The following is an 18647-nucleotide window of genomic DNA, read 5'->3' as shown; positions in this document are numbered from 1 at the left end:
CAAAATCCCCTTGAAAATCCCCTTGATAATCTACTCTATAATCTAGTCCTTGAGATGCAGACGAAAGTTTTTATAGCCACAACAACTGACCCACCCCATGTCTCAACCCAAAGTCTTCATAACTCGCCGCCTTCCTGATACCAGACTCGAACAACTCCACCAAATCGCCAATGTGGAAATCTGGCCAGAGCGTCAACCGCCTCCCTACGAGGTCTTGCTCAACAAAGTTAAAGAAATCGATGGCTTACTGTGCCTACTCACAGATTCCATTGACAAGCAAATCCTCGAAGCTGCACCATCCCTGAAGGTAATCAGCCAATTAGCAGTAGGTTACGATAACATTGATATCCCTGCTGCCACCATCCGGGGTATCCCCATTGGTCATACTCCTGGTGTCCTGACTGAGGCTACAGCTGACTTAGCCTGGACGTTACTCATGGCAACAGCACGGCGAGTGATTGAAGCAAACCAATTTGTACGTGCTGGTCATTGGCAGACTTGGGAACCTACTTTATTGCTAGGACCAAACATCACCGGTGCTACTTTAGGAATTGTTGGCTTTGGACGCATTGGTCAAGCTGTTGCTCGTCGTGGGCGAGGGTTTGATATGGAAATTCTTTATTACAGTCGGCATCGACGGGACTCAGAATTAGAACAATCCCTTGGTGTAAAGTATGCTGAATTCGACGTGTTGCTAAGGGAATCAGACTTTATTACCATTCACACTGCTCTGTCTGAAGAAACCTACCATCTATTTAGTACTCCCCAGTTTGAGCTGATGAAATCCTCAGCGATCTTGATCAACACCGCACGAGGAGCAATCGTAGATCCAGAAGCATTGTACCAAGCTCTGAGCAATGGTCAAATCGCTGCTGCTGCTCTGGACGTAACTAAACCAGAACCTATTCCCATGGATAGTCCGTTGTTGACCTTGGATAATCTGATCATTACTCCTCACATTGGCAGTGCAACTTATCAAACGCGATCGCAAATGGCTACGATGGCCGTGAATAATCTTATTGCTGGACTTTTGGGTAAGCGATTACCCTATTGTGTGAATCCACAAGTGTATTAGAATAATTCCGTTTCCTTGATTTCTAGGGTCTGTCTGCAAACTACTCGATCAAGAAAAGTAACGGGTAAGACAGTTGTAATTTATCATTGCTTGCCTTACTTCCCCTGCCTCCCTTGCCTGCCCTGCACCCAGTCAGCCGAGGGTTTTTAGACCCAAGCAGACATGCCCTAGCTTTTAGCAAACTGCCTGATATCGAACTCAAGTAAAAGAAATCTGTAGGTTTATCATTTCAGAACCTATCGGTGAGAACTTTAAAAGATACCATAGCTCTCATCTCCAATCTGCGGAATGTAGGCTATAAGTCGCTGATTAAGATGTTTTGAAAACTTCTCGGGAGTGCAAATGACTGAAAATTCTTCTGAAAACCCCTTGTTTGAAAGCCCAGGCAGTAACAGTTCAAATCCTTCTGAGGCAGAACGTGCCCTGGAGCGTGAAGCTCAACTACCATCGACGGGATGGCAGCAGGAGGTGTCAAAGGGTCTCGAATACGGGCTGGAAGCGGCAGAGAGTATTAGCGATCGCACTATTTCCACCTTTTCCCGTGGTGAACTACCTCACTACGCTGGCATCAATACCTTCCTCAAAGCGCCTTATCTCGAAGATGTTCGCCAGGTTGAGGGATACGATGTGGCCATTGTCGGGGTTCCCCACGACTCGGGAACCACCTATCGCCCCGGAACCCGCTTTGGTCCCCAAGGCATTCGCCGCATTTCTGCCTTGTACACCCCTTACAACTTTGAGTTAGGGATTGACCTGCGAGAGCAAATTACCCTCTGTGATGTGGGAGATATTTTTACCATTCCAGCCAACAACGAAAAGTCATTTGACCAGATTTCTAAGGGCATTGCTCACATCTTCAGCTCTGGAGCGTTTCCCATCATTTTGGGAGGAGATCATTCCATCGGATTTCCTACCGTTCGGGGTATTTGTCGGCATTTAGGGGACAAGAAAGTTGGCATTATCCACTTTGATCGCCATGTAGATACCCAGGAAACCGACCTGGATGAGCGGATGCACACCTGCCCTTGGTTTCATGCCACTAACATGAGGAATGCTCCAGCGAAGAACTTAGTGCAACTGGGCATTGGCGGTTGGCAAGTACCTCGCCAGGGAGTCAAAGTTTGCCGGGAGCGGGCAAGTAATATCCTGACAGTAACCGATATCACTGAAATGGGATTAGACGCAGCGGTAGAGTTTGCCCTGGAACGGGCACTAGACGGTACCGACTGCATTTATATCAGCTTCGATATTGACTGTATCGATGCCGGTTTTGTTCCTGGTACAGGCTGGCCCGAACCGGGCGGACTCCTCCCCCGGGAAGCTCTGTATCTACTGGGCAAGATAGTTCAGAAAGCTCCTGTTTGCGGTTTGGAAGTAGTGGAAGTCTCGCCGCCCTATGACATCAGCGACATCACTGCCCTGATGGCAACTCGCGTCATCTGTGACACAATGGCGCACTTAGTGCTATCCGGTCAACTGCCGCGCCAGGAAAAACCCTCCTACATTCATCCAGAAGCGCAGCCGGAATTAGTAGAGTGGACTTGAAGGTGGATTTCAACAATGCATGAGACTGACATGACCAAGGCACTAATTGTGACCTTACGCAATTGGTGGGAAGCACAGCCAGAACGACCCAAAATTTCCTGCGTTCATCTGACAGTAGGCCAGTTCACTGGTGTCGAACCTGTGAGTTTGGAATTGGCCTTTAAAGCTCAAATTCCCAACACCTTTTTGTCTGGTGCCAAACTGGTGATTCAGGAAACCCCCTTAATTGCCTTTTGCCATCACTGTCAACAAGACTATCGACCTGAGATTGATAGTCAATACGCTTGCCGAGAATGTAAATCACCGATGGAAGATATTCGCTCTGGGCGAGAATTAAAGATTGACCGCCTTGAATACTGTGGCTCTGCTGTTGAACCCAATGCAGCAAACCTTTGAGCCAGCTCTGGAAATTAACCTGCTCCATTAGATTGATTTATGAATTACCCCAATAATGATTAGAAGGGTAATCAAAAAGCGATCGCTAGGAGCTGTAAGCGATCGCTTTTTGGTATTTGTTACTAACTTTTTACAAAGTGGATAAAAATCCATAATTTGAGGTAAATAAATTGTATTTTTTGCCGATTATCAAGGAATTTTTTATTAGGTGCTGCCTCAAGACATTGAAGTATGAATTTAGATCATTTTATTTTGGTAAAGCCCCGGTTTATCCGGTGAAATTTTGGATAATTTTAAAGTTTTGTTTACCCCAATTTTTGGTAGATATGGTGACAAAATAATACCATCATTAAGCAACGCAAATAATCTCATGGCTGGACTTTTGGGTAAGCGATTACCCTATTGTGTGAATCCACAGGTGTATTAAAATAAATCAGTTTCCTTCAGTTCTAATTTAAGGAGACTTAATATGGATCCTAAAAAAAACATCCAATCAGCTATTTCAGATATTTCAGACATCCAACCAAAACCCTATAGTCGCCCTAGTCTGCGAGAGAGGTTCTTCGATACCCTCAAGACTAAATACCCTAACATCCAAGCTCTATATGTAACAACTTGTATCATAGCCATCTGGAGTGGTGTTATCCTCATCTCGGATTCATGGGCACAAGGAACCAATTTGCTCGATGAACCTGCCCCTGATTTTGCTCTAAAAGTGGTTATGCGTCACTTTGCTTTGTTAATGCTTGGTCTGCTCATGATCTGGATAGATGACCTATCCTTGCAAGAGCTGGTAGTTAGGAAAAAAACTCTTATAGAAAAAGATTTCGAGGAAATGAATTCGAGGGAAAAGCTCTTCTACCACTTCAAAACCAAATATCCGAACTTATCAACTATGTATACTATGATCGCCATCATAATTTCCTGGTGTGGGATATGGGGGTTACTTTGGGACATACCTATTCAACCTTTTTGGCGATCACTAATGACAATCTTTATAGGCTTCTTCCTGCTGTATATTGATGATTTTAAATTGGACGAACTAAACTAGACTAACTAAGTAGTAGTACAGCATTATAAATGCTATACTAATAATTATTGATCACGACTTAGCACTCAGGTTGAGCTACGTAAACCTTGGTACTATACGTCAAGTAAACTAAACCTTTGTGATCACACCAACTGTTGTACAATTCCTGCAAATCAGAGATAAGTTTCTGCTGGGCTAATCCTTCTCGTGGGATATAGGAGACACTCTTAGCACGACCAATCAGACCATCTTTATCTAAGGCTTGGTGATAAGAAAAAGTGTAGGAATAGACATTGGGAAACAATGGACTAGCGAGCAAGGGGTCTACCGAACACATTCGGGACTCGGCGGGATGATGATTGGAGGCGATTTGCACTAGATGACTATAGCCTTCGGTAAAATGATCTTGGCGGTTGCGGTCATTCCATACCACAGCTAATTGTCCAGTAGGCTTCAGGATACGGCGGAATTCTAGCAAAGTTGGCTCTGGGTCAAACCAATGGAAGGATTGAAAGCAAGTTAGTAAGTCAATAGATGCATCAGGTAAGTTGGTCTGTTGAGCAGTTCCATTCCGGAATTCAACCAATGGATCGGTGCTAGCAGCTTCTCTCATCTGAGTATTGGGTTCGATGGCAATCACTCGCACTCCCCATTGAGCTAGTAGCCGAGAGGAAATTCCTGTTCCTGCACCAATATCCGCAGCTACCAGTTGCCCTCTGTTCTCAAGTCCTTCCAGAATCTTGTCGATAGCTGCAGCTGGGTAACTGGGTCGGTATTTCGCATAATCTGCCACCAGTTCAGAAAATCGACTCTCTGGGTTCATCTGGTGTAATGGTGTTGTCTCAAGGTTCGTTTCGCCCATGATTCATACCAATCAGGATTTAGGCAATCTCTATACTTGTAGGGTAGGGTTAGTGGACAGTACTAGTTGTGTTGCCAGATTAGCAATTTTGACAAATATTTATATAACCCGTGACTTGAGATGATTTTAGGCTTCGATCCAGGACGAGATAAATGTGGTGTAGCAGTAATGGAAAAAGAGGGTCAGCTGCTAACCCATGAGGTAGTCGCTTCAGGAAATGCGATCGCAAAACTCCAGCAACTGTGTCAACAATTCCCCATTGAAACCATTGTCATGGGAGACCAAACTACTGCCAAGAGATGGAAACAGAAAATCCAGGAGGAATTACCAGCATCAGTACCTATTGTCCTGGTAGATGAGCGCTACAGTAGTTTAGAAGCTCGCCCACGCTACTGGCAAATGTATCCTCCCAAAGGGTTCCAACGCCTTATCCCCCAAGGAATGCGCCAACCTCCTCGACCCATTGATGATATTGTGGCAATTTTGTTAATCGAGCGCTATATAATCAAAAGCAAAAGCTAAAAGGGATATCGTCGTCTTCCCTTGGGCATAACCTATTGACAGAATGCTCAAGCCTCTTCTAATTTTCCCCTATTATCCCTTCTGAGAATCTAGCATTTATCAGAGTAATGAGGTACAAATTTTCCCCATTCCCCATTCTCTACTCCCTACTCCCCATTCCCCATTCTCTACTCCCTACTCCCTACTCCCTACTCCCTACTCCCTACTCCCCATTCCCCATTCTCTACTCCCTACTCCCTACTCCCTACTCCCTACTCCCTACTCCCCAGAAAAAAAGTACCTCACGGAATTGAGACATGCTAGAGTTCAGCTCGAATGGTAAAAGCATAGTTTCCTCCTGGTTCGAGCTGGTAATCCCACTGTTCTAAAAATCGGCCAAGGGGTTCCTGAATCAAGGCACGGCCTAGAGAGGGGGTGACTAACAGCTGACTGACCCGAAAATGCCACTTAAACTCCCATTCATAGTCTGCGGCTTGGACTTCCCCTTCAATCTTGCCCTGTTGCCAGCAGTGCCGCGTAATTCTGACGTAGGCAGTGGTTTCAGGCAAACCCTTTGCACTCACAATGGTAAAAATTCCTAATCTGCTTTAAACACATAGGTTAGCAGACCTGTTGGGAGAGAAGTCAATAGGGATCAACCGGAATGTCATATCCGTGTGGGTGGTTGATGCCCAAGGCAACCAGGTGCTGATGGATGCTTTTTACAAAACCCTTCCACGCATAAAAAATCACGCTTTACTCAATCCCTACAGCAAGCACAACTCTACCTGGCTCTTGACTCCTGAATAAAGTGACCCCTCAGTACTGGTCACCATGTCTTCTGATTGGTAATGCTTTTAGGTAATAGTTAAAATAGATACTGGTTGAGATTAATTCCCTGCGATATGCACCACCAACTCCCGGTAGTGAGCCTGTCGCCGATGCTCCCAAATATAAATGCCCTGCCAGGTTCCTAGGAGCAATCTCCCTTGAGCAATAGGAATCTGTTCCGATGTTTTGGTCAGTGCACTGCGGATATGAGCAGGCATATCATCGGGACCTTCCGCACTATGGCTATAGCTTTTGCCATCTTCTGGTACTAATTTAGCAAAAAAGTTCGATAAATCCGTGAGCACATCAGGATCAGCATTTTCCTGAATTACCAAACTTGCCGAGGTATGACGCAGGAAAATGGTACACAATCCAGTCTCGAGTCCTGATGTAGCAACCACGGATTGAACTTTCCGGGTAATGTTGGAGAACGATTTACCGGTAGTCTTAATTTTGAGTCGTTGTTGATAATGAGTCATAGAAAGGTTGGTTAATCGAGCCACTGCTACCCGAGCTGTTTCAGTTCCTCCGATGGTGTTTCCGAGGTTTCTGTGGCTACAGCTGTTGGTGGATGGTCAACAGACTTATCCACCACAGGTGTTTCCGAGGTTTCTGTGGCTACAGCTGTTGGTGGATGGTCAGCAGACTTATCCACCACAGCAGCAGTTTCTGATGACTCTAGAGTATCTTTTGATAACGACTCAGGGACAGTTGCCAATTCTTCTGTATACAACTTATCCAGTTGAGCAGCAGTTTCTGATAACTCTGGCTTTTCTGCTGATTCTGGCTCAGTTGCAGATTGATTGTCACTCGACTCATCTGCCTGCTCCGAATTTTCTGATACCTCTGGATTCTCCGGTTCCCCGTCACGCCAAGGGGAATCATAGTGATTCCAGGGCAGAATTGGCTCGTTGGGCAGGTTACGGGTCAAGACAGTGATGTTCTCTGGGTCTGGTTCCGGTAAACTCAAAGGTTCTCCAGAGGTTTTGTTATTAACCTGTTTAGAATTCATAGTCTGAGCGAAAGCCAACAATACATCACATCAGTTTAAGCGCAGGAATGCAAAACTCTGCTATGACATTCAACGTAATAATCAAGGCAACCCCCCAAGTGACATAAGCAGAATACTTCAACGATAGAGAAAAATCTTCTAATCGCTGCCTGTTTGCATTATAAGTCTCTACCAGATTAACCAGCATCTGTAGCTGGTATTGTTCTGGTGAGAGTACCAGGTAACGTTCTAGGAATTTTTTATCTCCCAAGTTGGGACTGACTGCGATCTGACGCGGTAGAAAAGCACGGATTAGTAGGGTAAAATTAAGCATAAATCCCAGTATCTCAGCAATACCAAAGGGACTGCGGAAAAATACTAGTCCCGAGATGGTTAAACTCGTTAACAAGGCTCCATTAGTGACAAACAAGATATTGAGCTTTGTGGTCAAGGTTTGACTGCGCTCCCTTTGTTGATCAAGTACCATACGAACATCTCGTGCTGCCAACTCTAGGCTGGGGAAAGAGGTCTGCTCTTTAGAGGTTTCCTCTTCAATAGTAGAGGTTTCTGGTGTGTCGATGGACTTTGGGATAGAATTGTGGCTATTCTGGATCTGTTCTATAAGCGAATCTACGGTAGATATCATGGCAGGGGCTATCTAGGCTATTTAGTGAGAGTCTGGAGGTAGTTAACAATATCTTTAGCAATCTTGTCTGTTCCATCCTTTACCAAGCTTTGAGATTTTCTGGGAGGCTTGGGAGTGTGATGGAGGAATTCCCACTTGCCGTGGAAAAATTCTGTCGGTGTTAAAATCTGGTGGTGACCGTAGTCTTGCACCCCTTCTATTAGGATAGCGGCTTCAGCAAATCCCGAGCGGGTAACTGAAGAAATAGGTATATCCAGGCGTAAGGCTTCAGCAAAAGTACTGTACCCCGGTTTGGAAATCACTCGCGAGCACAAGGGCATGAAATCCACTGGTCGATAGTCGTGACCCTTGATTTTTAGTAAATTGGGTAAATCTGGTGCTTGAGAGTCAAATGTGATAAACTGCCACTTAGGGAATCGAGATAGATTATGGTAAGGAATTTGTTCCAACCCTAATCCCCCAAAGGTGAGTAAAGCTGTTTTAGACTTTGGAGACTTCAGATCACAATGCTTCCTTAATTGATCTGTACTGTAACCTGGGTATCCCCCTGTTAAGCCCACATCGGTGATATGGGTGAAAGCGTTCATGGGTTCATGTAAAGGAAGACGAAATAAGCGATCGCATTTTCCATAATACTCACTGATCCAATCGGCAATCTCGGCAAATTCTCCTCCCCAGTCTCGATAGATGAAGTCCCAACCAAAGTTACTCATCATCCAACAGGGAATGCCAGCCGCTTGAGCAATACCTACAGCTAAGGGGGGAATATCAGCTAAGATCAGCCCGACTCGATTGTTACGAATAAAGTCAACCTCACTAGCAATTATTGATCTAGCATTGGAACGAATTTGCTTTAGTTTGGTTAATGTTACCTCTTTATCCATCGTTAAGCTGTCGGTTTGAATAACACCAACATCAAAAGCCCGTGGGCGATGAATAAAATCCCCGGGAATGTAGGATTCTAATAACCAGCGTGGTACTGTTGTTACTAGAATCAGTAAGATATCCGGACACAGTCGTTGAATAGCCGCAGCTACGGAGGCAGTACGTACAGCATGACCAAAACCGTGGCTAGTGATAGCGATGTATAAAACTGGTCTAGACATTCTAGGAGCTCAGGTATTGAGTTAATTGAAGGCTTTAATGCAGGCTAACAAAAATAAACCACAAGTGGCTAACTTTGGCAGTTACTACCTTGATTATAATTTCCACACTTGAAAATCAAATTCAGAAAAAAATTTAAAGTTTATTGTTTAAGGAGTTGAAAACGTGCTGGAATATATAACTTTACCGAACAACGTTCTGCCACCTGTAGCTCCTTATTCCCACGCTGTTCGGGCAGGAGATTTTCTATTTGTGACGGGACAGCTAGCTGAAGACCCTGTCACTGGAAAAGTAATAATTGGGTCAATTGAGGAACAGACTAAACAGGTAATGGAAAACTTGAAGCTGGTTTTAGACCATGCTGGCACTAGCTTCGCTCAGGTAGTTATGGCTCGCATTTTTGTCACTGATTTTAGATACTACCAGACAGTTAATGACTTATATGTTTCTTATTTTAACAAGAATCGGTTACCTTGTCGAACAACGGTTGGAGTCATAGGTCTGGCTGGTAATGGTGATGTAGAAATTGATTTGATTGTTTATTGTGGTGATTAATGATAATGGTAAATTACGGCGGTTTGCAATTCGATGAGGTACAAATTATGGGCTTTTAGGGAGCAGGGAGCAGGGAGCAGGGAGTAGGGAAGAGGGAAGAGGGAAGAGGGAATAGTGAAGAGGGAAGAGTTAAAAAATCCCGTGTACCTGATAGTTATGAAAAACGCTGTATCAAGGATTTAGCTATTAGATTTAGCTATTAGCATTCAGCTTGCCCGCTTCGCCCATGGGAAGCTAATCGGCATTTCAATTTATAACTGTTAATAATTATTTGGCTTTTTTTATTGGATAGTTTAGTTGACTTTTTCTCGAACAAACCGAATTCCCTCCCAAGCTGGCATTCGACCAGTTCGTCGCTCATCCATTAATAAAAATAATGTGTAAATTGGAGCAATTTTATCCCTATTACTGGCATACTTACGGCTGAATTCTTGACAATTTTGAACCGTCAAATGAACAGGTTTTAGGATTTCAGGATTGGTAGCAGCTTTTTGATAAATATCAGCTCGCACACTCCAGGCAATAAATACTAACAGCACATAGAAGCGGAGTAATTTAAGATCTGGGTTTTCGTATCGCTCAAGGTTGAAATTGAGGTAGGGATTGAGGTTGATATATTGACCTAGGTTGAGGTCTTTGTATAGGTCTTGGTATGGCTCAAGGTTTTGGTAAAGGTATCGATCGAGGTCGAGGTTTTGTTCAAGCTCTTGGTAAAGATTTCGGTATTGGTAGAGGTTAAGCTCTAAATATCGATAGAGTTGGATATCTAGGTATCGGAACAGTTCTAGTTCCCCCTCCAAGTTTAGGTTTAAATCTAGAGCTATATCTAGTTGAACAACATTAGCTAATTGTTTTTGCCAATTTTTCCACTTAGCTGCTTTTATGCCCACAATCAGGTTGTGTTCTTTTTCCTGGCACCAGCAGCCTACTGGCTGTTCAATCGCTGGGTACTCCTGTGCTTCATCGGAACTGGGCAATCTGTACCTGAATCCTGATGTTGAGTAGTTTTGAGTCAACCATTTACAAAATGCTTCGGCATCACTAGCTCCAATTCCAGTAATTGGCTGATTTCCCTCTAACGCTATAAACCGTTTGCTTTCCCAATGATCTGGCTGATGATACTCACCTGCTGCTAGGGTTTCATCCAAAAATAATTGATACTCAGCACAGGTAATATAACTCAAGCCAATTTCGATTCTGTCATCAATCCGGAATAGTTGATTCAACCGCCTAGATAACTTAAGCTCTGCAGCTAACTGAGCAATTTCTGGATTAGGGGATGCTAAATCGGCTGCTAGGACTTGTTCAAGTTGTTGCTCTAGCTTAGGCTTAACGGTCAACCCTTGCGCTAGGCAATCATAAGCAAGAGCTAAAGACTCTTTTGTAGCCTTTTCCAAGGCTGCACTAATCAAGTTAGTGCCATCAGCATCTGACGCCCAGAAGCGGATAGTTTCAGTCCACCAGGGATTATCCACGTTTTTAGTCAAGATCTGCTCTTGGTTCAGTTCCTTTACCTGAGCAGCGGCTAAATAGTCCTGAAAACTCTGGTGAGCAAACTCGTAAATACCTAGCCTCCTTTCCACTAATAACCCAGTAGCTGTCTCTATATGCTTAAGAAATTCCTTTGGTTTTAGTGGACTCCCTGCCACTGATGCTAGGTGCTCTTGACTATCAGATGGGGTGAATTCACAAGTTTCCTGTTCCATCAACCCTAGTGCTAGTCTTTGTAAGACTGATTGTTTTTGCACAGTTGTTAGCGGTCTAGGGATGTTCTGAGCTGATGACACCTCCAGCAATACATGGCAAATTTTGCTGTAAAGTTCTCCCCGACGCTCTGGTAAGATGCTACCGCAAGCGTGAAGGGTAGCTATCATAGTTAGCAGCAGTGGGTTGCTTGCCATTGAAGCTATCGAGGGATTATTTCTAATCCGCTCTACTAAATCCTCAACTTGCTTCTGAGCTGATAATTGTTTTCCTCGACTACTAATCTTAGTTTGTGGATACCAGCCCTGAATAAATTGCTGAATTTGGTTGAAATTGAATGGTTGTACTTCTAAAACTGTTTCGATCTGCGAGCCCAGTATACTACGATAGCCCTGGTGACGATATGTCAGGATAAAAGCAGTTTGGGGATAGGTTTGCATCTGCTGGTTAACCCATTGACTCACCTGCTGACGCTGATCCGGATCAGCTACTTCATCCAACCCATCCAACATCACTAAGCATTTGCCATTTTCTAACTGATCCCGAAACCAATTAGCAGGAGGTTTCTCCAAGCCTGCGGATTGACCCAATCCTGGTAATGACCCTTCCTCAACTTGTTTCGTAACTAGCTGTGCCAAGTTAGGTTTTTGCTCACTAGTAATGCGATCGCAACTATTCCGCAAATCTACCAGTATAGGAATTAGTTTTGGCGCTTTATACTGGCGGTGAGCATTGTTGGCATAGGTCAGGGTCAAATGCTGCAAGGTAGTGGTTTTTCCTGATCCTGGGGGGGCAATGATTGCCAAATGTCGATAGGCTCGTCTTTTAGGTATTTTGGCGATAAAATCCCAAATTTCCGGACTGATCTGAGATTGATGGGAGTTTGTCTTAGGTAATGGTCTATTACCTGGAATTTTTGTAGCGAATCTTAGGGGGACAAATACCTGCTCGAAATCCAACCTTGATAGCCTTGTGTTCAACACTACTGTCTTCAAGTCACGAAAACCGTAGACTAAGCTTTGGTAATACTTGTCTTGAAACTGTGAGGTTGATTTTCCGTCGTGAAACTGTGAGGTGAATTTTCCCCACAACCCCATGACCAAGTTTTCTTCTGGTTCCAAAGCTTTCTCATTTGACTTGTTTTGGAACGATGGCTTGTCCGACATGTTTTCTGGCATAGTGATGCTACTGCTACAAAGCCCCTTGCTTTCGAGTGTAAGCGAGTCTAATACTAAGTTGCCGCTTAAAGATGTAATTTACTGGTAAGACTATCCTTGAATTTGACTTTTAACCGTCAACTGTCAACGCTCAATCCTCTTGGGCAAAAAACCGTTGCAATAGTGACCTAGTAACAACCCAACTTGGTGTAAACACGCTTACTCGATCAAACGGCTGATCAATTATAAATTTTTATAAACAATGCTATATTTTAAATATATATTTTTAACTATTAGTAATATAATTGAGTTTTTAGCATTTTATCACTCTCATTCTTTGTCTGTCATTTGTGATATCTTCGTTCGTGTCGTATTACTTTGTAAAAATGTTAGAATAGATAGTCAATGAATGTAGCGATTAAGCGAGTCCTATCACCCCTAAAACCTTACCTACGCTGGGCAATCTTAGGTGGGACATTATTCTTTTTAGCAAAAGCCTTGAAAGACAACTGGCAAGAAGTGCTAGCGATTCGGATCAGCACTTCTGGATGGACTTGTTTAGCGATCGCTGTTGGGGTGACATTGCTAGCCCACACCTGGACTGGCTGGGTTTGGCATTGGATACTCCGGGAATTCGACCAACAACTAGGGCTTGGATGGTGTATCCGGATCTATCTGAAAGTTAACATTGCCAAATACTTACCAGGTAACGTTTGGCACTTCTATGGTCGGATCTGGGCAGCGAAAACAGCAGGAGTTCCATTGGGAGTAGCTACTCTGAGCGTGTTAATGGAACCTCCCATGATGGCAGTAGGTGCTTTATTGCTGGCTTTGATCAGTTCTCCTCTGGCCAGCCGGATCATTCAACTCCCAATTCTATTTGCTGTACTGATACTGATTCATCCTTGGTGTTTAAACCCATGCCTACAGTATTTAGCTAAATTAACAGGTAAGAAGAAAAGCATTGAATCAGATGAAGATCAGATTATCCGGGTCAAGCGCTACCCAATCCTACCATTGTTGGGGGAATTGGGCTTTTTGGGATTGCGAGGTTCAGGCTTTTTGCTTACCCTGTTAGCCTTAAGCCCAATCACTCCCAGCCAACTCCCCCTGTTGCTTAGTGGGTTTAGTGTAGCTTGGCTGTTGGGCTTAATTGTCCCAGGGGCACCAGGGGGAGTTGGGGTATTTGAAGCCACTGCAGTGGGTTTACTAGAGCATGACTTTGCTCCGGCAGTGGTGCTGAGTTCGGTTGCCTTGTATCGTTTGATCAGTATTCTATCAGAAGTTGGCGGTGCGGCACTGGCATGGTTAAATGAACCTCCAAGCGATCGCTCTTCTAACCAAGATAAAGGATGAAGTCTTGATACTTCATATTTCATACTTCATTCTTCATACTTCATTCTTCATCGTGATAGGTAGAAGCTACATACAACTCTTTTAACTGTTTATCATCCACAGCACCTGGAGCATCGGTTAGCAAAGAACGTGCTTGTTGGGTTTTCGGGAAAGCAATCACATCCCGAATCGATTCTTCCCCAGCTAATAGCATTACTAGCCGATCCAAACCATAAGCAATCCCACCGTGAGGAGGGGCACCATAGTCAAAGGCTTCCAGCAGAAACCCAAACTTACTGTTAGCTTCTTCTTCAGACAAGCCAATAGCTTCAAAAACCTGTTGCTGAATCTCTGGCTGGTATATCCGGAGACTACCACCACCGATTTCTACCCCGTTCCATACTAAGTCATAGGCTTGAGCCCGAGCCGTTTTCACATTATCTAAATCATCAGGATGGGGAGCTGTAAATGGGTGGTGCAGTGCTTCTAAACGCTTTTCATCCGCATTCCACTCAAACATGGGGAAGTCTGTTACCCAGAGTAAGTTAATCTTTGTTGAATCAATTAATCCCAATTCTTGACCAATCACAAGTCGTAAGCGGTCGAGGGTTTTATTAACGATGTCAGCTGAACCAGCACCAAACAGCAGCAAATGACCAGCAGTAGCACCAGTTGCCTCTAATAACTGCTGTTTTTGGCTATCACTTAGGTTATCCTTAATCGCCCCGATGGTATCAATTTCACCTCCTTCTCGCACCCGGATGTAAGCTATCCCCTTAGCACCAGCTTCGCTTGCTTCTTTGAATAAGTCACCCCCTGGTTTAATCCGGACATTCGAGATAGCTTCATTACCACCAGGAATAGGTAGAACTTTGACTACACCCCCAGTCTTTACTGCACCCGAAAAGACTTTGAAGCCAGAATCTTTCATCAAATCAGAGACATTGACTAGTTCTAAGCCAAAGCGAGTATCGGGTTTATCACTTCCGTAGCGTTCCATGGCTTCAGCGTAAGTGAGGCGGGGGAATGGTCTGGGGATATCAATACCTTTGACTGTTTTAAAAATGTGAAATACTAATGTCTCATTAAGCTGGAGAATTTCCTCTTGGGACATAAACGACATTTCCATGTCCAACTGGGTAAACTCTGGCTGTCGGTCAGCTCTGAGGTCTTCATCCCTGAAACATCGGGCAATCTGGTAGTATCGATCCATACCCGATACCATCAACAGCTGCTTAAACAATTGGGGGGACTGGGGCAGAGCGTACCACTGACCTGGATTAACACGGGAGGGGACAAGATAGTCTCTAGCACCTTCGGGAGTGGAACGAGTTAGCACTGGGGTTTCCACTTCGATGAAGCCTTGTTCATCTTCCAGGTAACGGCGAATTCCTCTAATCACTTGATGGCGCAGTTGCAAGTTTTTGCTCATGCGATCGCGTCTTAAGTCCAAGTAGCGATACTTCAGCCGCAAGTCTTCTCGCACTGACTCAGTATCAGCACTGGACACCTGAAATGGCAACTGCTTACGCACTTTATTGAGCAGTTCAATGTGATCAGCGTAAATTTCTACCTCGCCAGTAGGCAATTTCGGATTAAGGGACTCGTCAGGACGCTTAGTAACTCGTCCAGTAACGTTTACTACATATTCATTGCGTAGGTGATCGGCATCGTTATAGGAATCAGGGGTACGCTCAGGGTCACTAACAATTTGGACAACACCACGAATATCCCGTAGGTCCAAGAAGATGACACCTCCATGGTCGCGACGTCTCGAGACCCAGCCGCAGAGGGTAACAGTTTCACCAATGTGCTGGCTTCGGAGTTGACCACAATAATGAGTTCGCATAGTCTTTGTCTATAATACTGGTTGAATTAATTTACTTATCAGGCTAAACCCTGGCGCGTTATGGTCTTAGATTCTCACCCTCACGGATGATATTTCCTGTTTTACAGGCACTTTACTAGGATTAAAATCCCCCGCCAGTAAGCCGACCCAGGCAATTTCAGCCACCACAAAGTCTGAATTATAGCTCATTTGACCCGAGTCTAGGCCATAGTCTGACACTAGGCTTCCTGATATAGGGGAAAAGGTTTCATAGGTTCTGTTTAGCTTTGGGCTATAGTTCCTGATATCCGAAGCCAAGCCAGATCTCCGACGATTTTACTGCAACGACCGAGTATAGCAACTAGACCTTGATAATTGGCTAGACTTTCCCTATCACTCTATTTTCCACAAACTCGATTGAGCAGTAACGTTTTGATGAGGAATGGATAACCATGACCATTAATACCGCCAAGCTGAAGACCATTATCCAAAATTTTGTTACCAGCACCAGTGAGGTTCAAGGAGCTGCTTTAGTTTCTCCTGATGGACTGCCTATAGCATCCAGTTTACCGAGCGAGATGGATGAAGAACGAGTATCAGCCATGTCAGCTGCTATGTTATCCCTAGGTGAACGGATTGGCTCGGAATTGTCCAGAGGTATTCTAGACCGCATTTTCGTAGAAGGTAATAAAGGTTATGGTATACTAACCAACTGTGGGGAGTATGCTGTTCTATTAGTCTTAGCCACCAAGGCAGCTAAACAGGGGGTGCTGATGCTGGAAATCAAGCGGGTGATTCCAGAGTTGAAGGTAGCTTTAGAGCCTCACCAGACCATTCCAGGAATTTATGAAACAAAACTCTAGCTAAAGTGCCACAGCAACGAGATGAAAGGTTGCCACTGCTTAGAGTAGGGTGGGTGAATTTTATCTTGACAGCTAGTTCAAGATAATGTTGGAGCTAGGATTTTTGGTAAAAATGGTGGCTGTGATTTGAATAATTTAACAAATCCTTTTGATTTTAGGTAACTCAAGATACCTATGGTGTTAACTGCAAGTCGCTATACTGGGAAAACTATCTAAGCCCCAGGTTTGAGTTAAGCCTATTGCCAATGTCAGATTGCCAATGTCAGAAACCCTGCTGAACCTCTCCTCTCTGATGCTTATATCTTAATTTTACGCATCAGTCATAAGATAGAAATTTTTTACTTTACACTTAGGGAATTACTAACCCAATGGATAGAATTGTATTGTCAAATAATTAAAATTTAATAACTTTAATATAAAATCCGAAAAAATCGATAAAAAAAAATAGATTATTCATTATGTCTTGTGACTATCAATAAACTTAAGCCTAGTAATAGGTGAATTTCTTTCTTATTGGCAAGTAATGGCGATCACGAGTTCTTTAGCGGAATTTTCCCTCCCAGAATTGTTTCATTTCCTCGATCAAGGAAACAAAACTGGATTACTAACCCTCCGATTCAAGCTAAGTAGGCATAGTCAAGAAATAAAAGCTCGACATATTCTACTGCGCCAAGGTCGGATCTTGGCAGTTAGCCATCGTCTGGATCACCAATGCCTGCTGAAAATGATGTGTCAGCGGGGTTGGCTGAGCCCTGAGGTAATTAATGAACAGGTAAATCGATGTCCGGCCAATAAACCTATTGGTCTGTACTTGAAGACTAAGGGATTTCTGCATCCAGAGCAGTTGAGACTACTATTTCATGCCCAGGTTATACGCTCAGTTTGTGGCTTATTCCGGCTCAAAGATGCTAAATTTAGGTTTGACTCTAAGGCAACTTTGCCCACGATAGAAATGACGGGTTTAAGCATCTCAGCTACCAAAGCAACTCTAATTGGTCTGCGAGCTCTACCAGATTGGAATGGATTAGCAGACAAGCTACCTGAAACCACCTCAGCACTATCTAGGGCGATGGTCGGTCATCGCCAGTTAGGGCTAGACCCTATGGAAGCTGCAGTTTGGAAATTAGCCAATGGGTCAATTCCCCTGACTGATATTGCTACTCGGTTGGGCAAGTCTCTCGAAACGGTTCAACAGATATCCTTCCGGCTGATTAGCGTGGGTTTAGTCGCAGAAGTGCCTATGCTTACTTCATATCAACAGAACTATTGGCAATCACAGGGATTAGAGCCAGTGGCCGTTGGGGCAAATCGAACTGAGGAGGACAATCATCAAGAGCTGAGCAATCGCTTTGTGCAACACTTACTTGGTTTCTTAAGGAGGTAATTAAGGATTAATAACAGCTAGGTACTTTTTGGACTTAATGGTAGTTTTTCTGCAATCAGAGCATGGTAATCCTAATCCTGTGGTTGACAATAATGTTGTCGTGTTTCCGATTCTGCTTCAGAACGGCTAACAGCAAATAAGCGTGGAAATTATGCGTCTAGTTGTAACCGGTGCCGTGGGTGCTGGAAAATCCTCTTTCATTCGCTCGGTTAGCGAAATTGATGTAGTGGATACAGATTGCCTAGCAACGGACGTGACAACTAAAATTAAGCAAAAAACTACAGTAGCGATGGACTTTGGGCGTTTGCAATTTGCTCAAGATATGGCGCTACATTTATATGGTACTCCAGGACAGTCTCGCTTTGATTTCATGTGGGACATCCTGATTCGGAAAGCGCATGCTTACATACTCCTTGTTGATGCCCATCGTCCCAGTCAGTTTAGCTCTTCCCGTCGCCTGCTCAGTTTTATGGGACAGCGTGTGAAAATTCCCCTAGTGATTGGTCTAACCCATGTCGATTGTGAAGGAGCTTGGTCCCAAGAGGATGTAGCGATCGCGTTGGGCTTTGTGGATGAAAGCAATCGACCCCCGATGGTAAGCCTCAATGCCAATCAACGAGATTCTGTGATTCAAGCATTAATAGTGCTAGTACAATATATCATTAAATGCGACATCTCCCACACTCCCCCTAATCGCTAGAGTGTGGGCTGATCGCCGTAAAATCTAAATTTAGGATCTAGCGATACTAAGTTTTGGTGTCTTTAAGCCATTTTGAGGTGTTTTTTGAGCTTCAAGGCGGCAGCCCCGCGCTGTACCCGATAGGGTCAGCGTCGGGAAGG

General features: G+C 44.1%; 19 protein-coding genes. 11 read left to right on the top strand and 8 right to left on the bottom strand.

Annotation, left to right across the window (positions count from 1 at the left end):
- The first annotated feature begins 97 nt into the window (after positions 1–97).
- From BJP37_RS02815 to BJP37_RS02800, 4 genes are all read left to right on the top strand, one after another.
- The gene (locus BJP37_RS02815; RefSeq protein WP_075896309.1) at positions 98–1075 is read left to right on the top strand and encodes a 2-hydroxyacid dehydrogenase; all 978 of its coding nucleotides are present in this window, start codon (positions 98–100) and stop codon (positions 1073–1075) included.
- A gap of 342 nt (positions 1076–1417) precedes the next feature.
- Positions 1418–2620: an agmatinase gene (speB, locus tag BJP37_RS02810; protein ID WP_075896307.1), complete on the top strand. Its 1203-nt coding sequence runs from the start codon at positions 1418–1420 to the stop codon at positions 2618–2620.
- 15 nt (positions 2621–2635) lie between these two features.
- Positions 2636–3016, top strand: a complete 381-nt coding sequence (gene hypA / locus BJP37_RS02805) for a hydrogenase maturation nickel metallochaperone HypA (RefSeq protein WP_075896305.1) — start codon at positions 2636–2638, stop codon at positions 3014–3016.
- Positions 3017–3485: 469 nt separating this feature from the next.
- Positions 3486–4067, top strand: a complete 582-nt coding sequence (locus BJP37_RS02800) for a hypothetical protein (protein ID WP_075896303.1) — start codon at positions 3486–3488, stop codon at positions 4065–4067.
- Between the two features lie 58 nt (positions 4068–4125).
- Here the strand turns inward: BJP37_RS02800 and BJP37_RS02795 are convergent, their stop codons facing one another.
- Entirely contained in the window at positions 4126–4908 is a 783-nt protein-coding gene (locus BJP37_RS02795) for a class I SAM-dependent methyltransferase (RefSeq protein ID WP_075896301.1), read from the bottom strand.
- Positions 4909–5028: 120 nt separating this feature from the next.
- Here BJP37_RS02795 and BJP37_RS02790 point away from each other — a divergent pair, with 120 nt between their 5' ends.
- Positions 5029–5430, top strand: a complete 402-nt coding sequence (locus BJP37_RS02790) for a pre-16S rRNA-processing nuclease YqgF (protein WP_075896299.1) — start codon at positions 5029–5031, stop codon at positions 5428–5430.
- Between the two features lie 107 nt (positions 5431–5537).
- The gene (locus tag BJP37_RS02785) at positions 5538–5723 is read left to right on the top strand and encodes a hypothetical protein (protein ID WP_158069374.1); all 186 of its coding nucleotides are present in this window, start codon (positions 5538–5540) and stop codon (positions 5721–5723) included.
- 6 nt (positions 5724–5729) lie between these two features.
- Here the strand turns inward: BJP37_RS02785 and BJP37_RS02780 are convergent, their stop codons facing one another.
- The 5 genes from BJP37_RS02780 to BJP37_RS02760 form a co-directional block, all read right to left on the bottom strand.
- A complete protein-coding gene (locus BJP37_RS02780) occupies positions 5730–5993 on the bottom strand; it encodes a DUF3146 family protein (RefSeq protein ID WP_075896297.1) in 264 nt (87 codons plus the stop codon).
- Between the two features lie 306 nt (positions 5994–6299).
- On the bottom strand, positions 6300–6719 hold the full coding sequence (locus tag BJP37_RS02775; protein ID WP_075896295.1) for a secondary thiamine-phosphate synthase enzyme YjbQ: 420 nt from the start codon (positions 6717–6719) through the stop codon (positions 6300–6302).
- Positions 6720–6745: 26 nt separating this feature from the next.
- Positions 6746–7252, bottom strand: a complete 507-nt coding sequence (locus BJP37_RS02770; protein WP_075896293.1) for a hypothetical protein — start codon at positions 7250–7252, stop codon at positions 6746–6748.
- 25 nt (positions 7253–7277) lie between these two features.
- On the bottom strand, positions 7278–7877 hold the full coding sequence (locus tag BJP37_RS02765) for a hypothetical protein (protein WP_229415172.1): 600 nt from the start codon (positions 7875–7877) through the stop codon (positions 7278–7280).
- Positions 7878–7894: 17 nt separating this feature from the next.
- On the bottom strand, positions 7895–8983 hold the full coding sequence (locus BJP37_RS02760; protein WP_075896291.1) for a glycosyltransferase family protein: 1089 nt from the start codon (positions 8981–8983) through the stop codon (positions 7895–7897).
- A gap of 163 nt (positions 8984–9146) precedes the next feature.
- Between BJP37_RS02760 and BJP37_RS02755 the strand changes: the two genes are divergently transcribed.
- The gene (locus BJP37_RS02755) at positions 9147–9536 is read left to right on the top strand and encodes a RidA family protein (protein WP_070390993.1); all 390 of its coding nucleotides are present in this window, start codon (positions 9147–9149) and stop codon (positions 9534–9536) included.
- A 293-nt stretch (positions 9537–9829) separates the two neighbouring features.
- Here BJP37_RS02755 and BJP37_RS02750 read toward each other — a convergent pair whose 3' ends face one another.
- Entirely contained in the window at positions 9830–12418 is a 2589-nt protein-coding gene (locus BJP37_RS02750) for an NACHT domain-containing protein (protein ID WP_075896289.1), read from the bottom strand.
- A 384-nt stretch (positions 12419–12802) separates the two neighbouring features.
- On the opposite strand from BJP37_RS02750, the gene BJP37_RS02745 reads away from it, so the two are divergent.
- Entirely contained in the window at positions 12803–13753 is a 951-nt protein-coding gene (locus BJP37_RS02745; RefSeq protein ID WP_075896287.1) for a lysylphosphatidylglycerol synthase transmembrane domain-containing protein, read from the top strand.
- 40 nt (positions 13754–13793) lie between these two features.
- On the opposite strand, the gene aspS is transcribed toward BJP37_RS02745, so the two are convergent.
- Positions 13794–15581: an aspartate--tRNA ligase gene (gene aspS, locus BJP37_RS02740; RefSeq protein WP_075896284.1), complete on the bottom strand. Its 1788-nt coding sequence runs from the start codon at positions 15579–15581 to the stop codon at positions 13794–13796.
- A 431-nt stretch (positions 15582–16012) separates the two neighbouring features.
- Here aspS and BJP37_RS02735 point away from each other — a divergent pair, with 431 nt between their 5' ends.
- The 3 genes from BJP37_RS02735 to BJP37_RS02725 all read left to right on the top strand — a co-directional run bounded on the left by BJP37_RS02735 (position 16013) and on the right by BJP37_RS02725 (position 18507).
- Entirely contained in the window at positions 16013–16423 is a 411-nt protein-coding gene (locus BJP37_RS02735) for a roadblock/LC7 domain-containing protein (RefSeq protein ID WP_075896282.1), read from the top strand.
- 523 nt (positions 16424–16946) lie between these two features.
- Complete coding sequence (locus BJP37_RS02730; protein WP_075896280.1) at positions 16947–17807, top strand: DUF4388 domain-containing protein; 861 nt, start codon at positions 16947–16949, stop codon at positions 17805–17807.
- Between the two features lie 151 nt (positions 17808–17958).
- Positions 17959–18507 (top strand): GTP-binding protein, encoded by a 549-nt coding sequence (locus tag BJP37_RS02725; RefSeq protein WP_193431306.1) that lies wholly within the window; start codon positions 17959–17961, stop codon positions 18505–18507.
- The last annotated feature ends 140 nt before the right edge of the window (positions 18508–18647 follow it).

The organism is Moorena bouillonii PNG (genome assembly GCF_001942495.1).
GTDB lineage: Bacteria > Cyanobacteriota > Cyanobacteriia > Cyanobacteriales > Coleofasciculaceae > Moorena > Moorena bouillonii.
The sequence above is the reverse complement of the archived record's forward strand: the minus strand, read 5'-3'. Positions and strand labels throughout refer to the sequence as shown.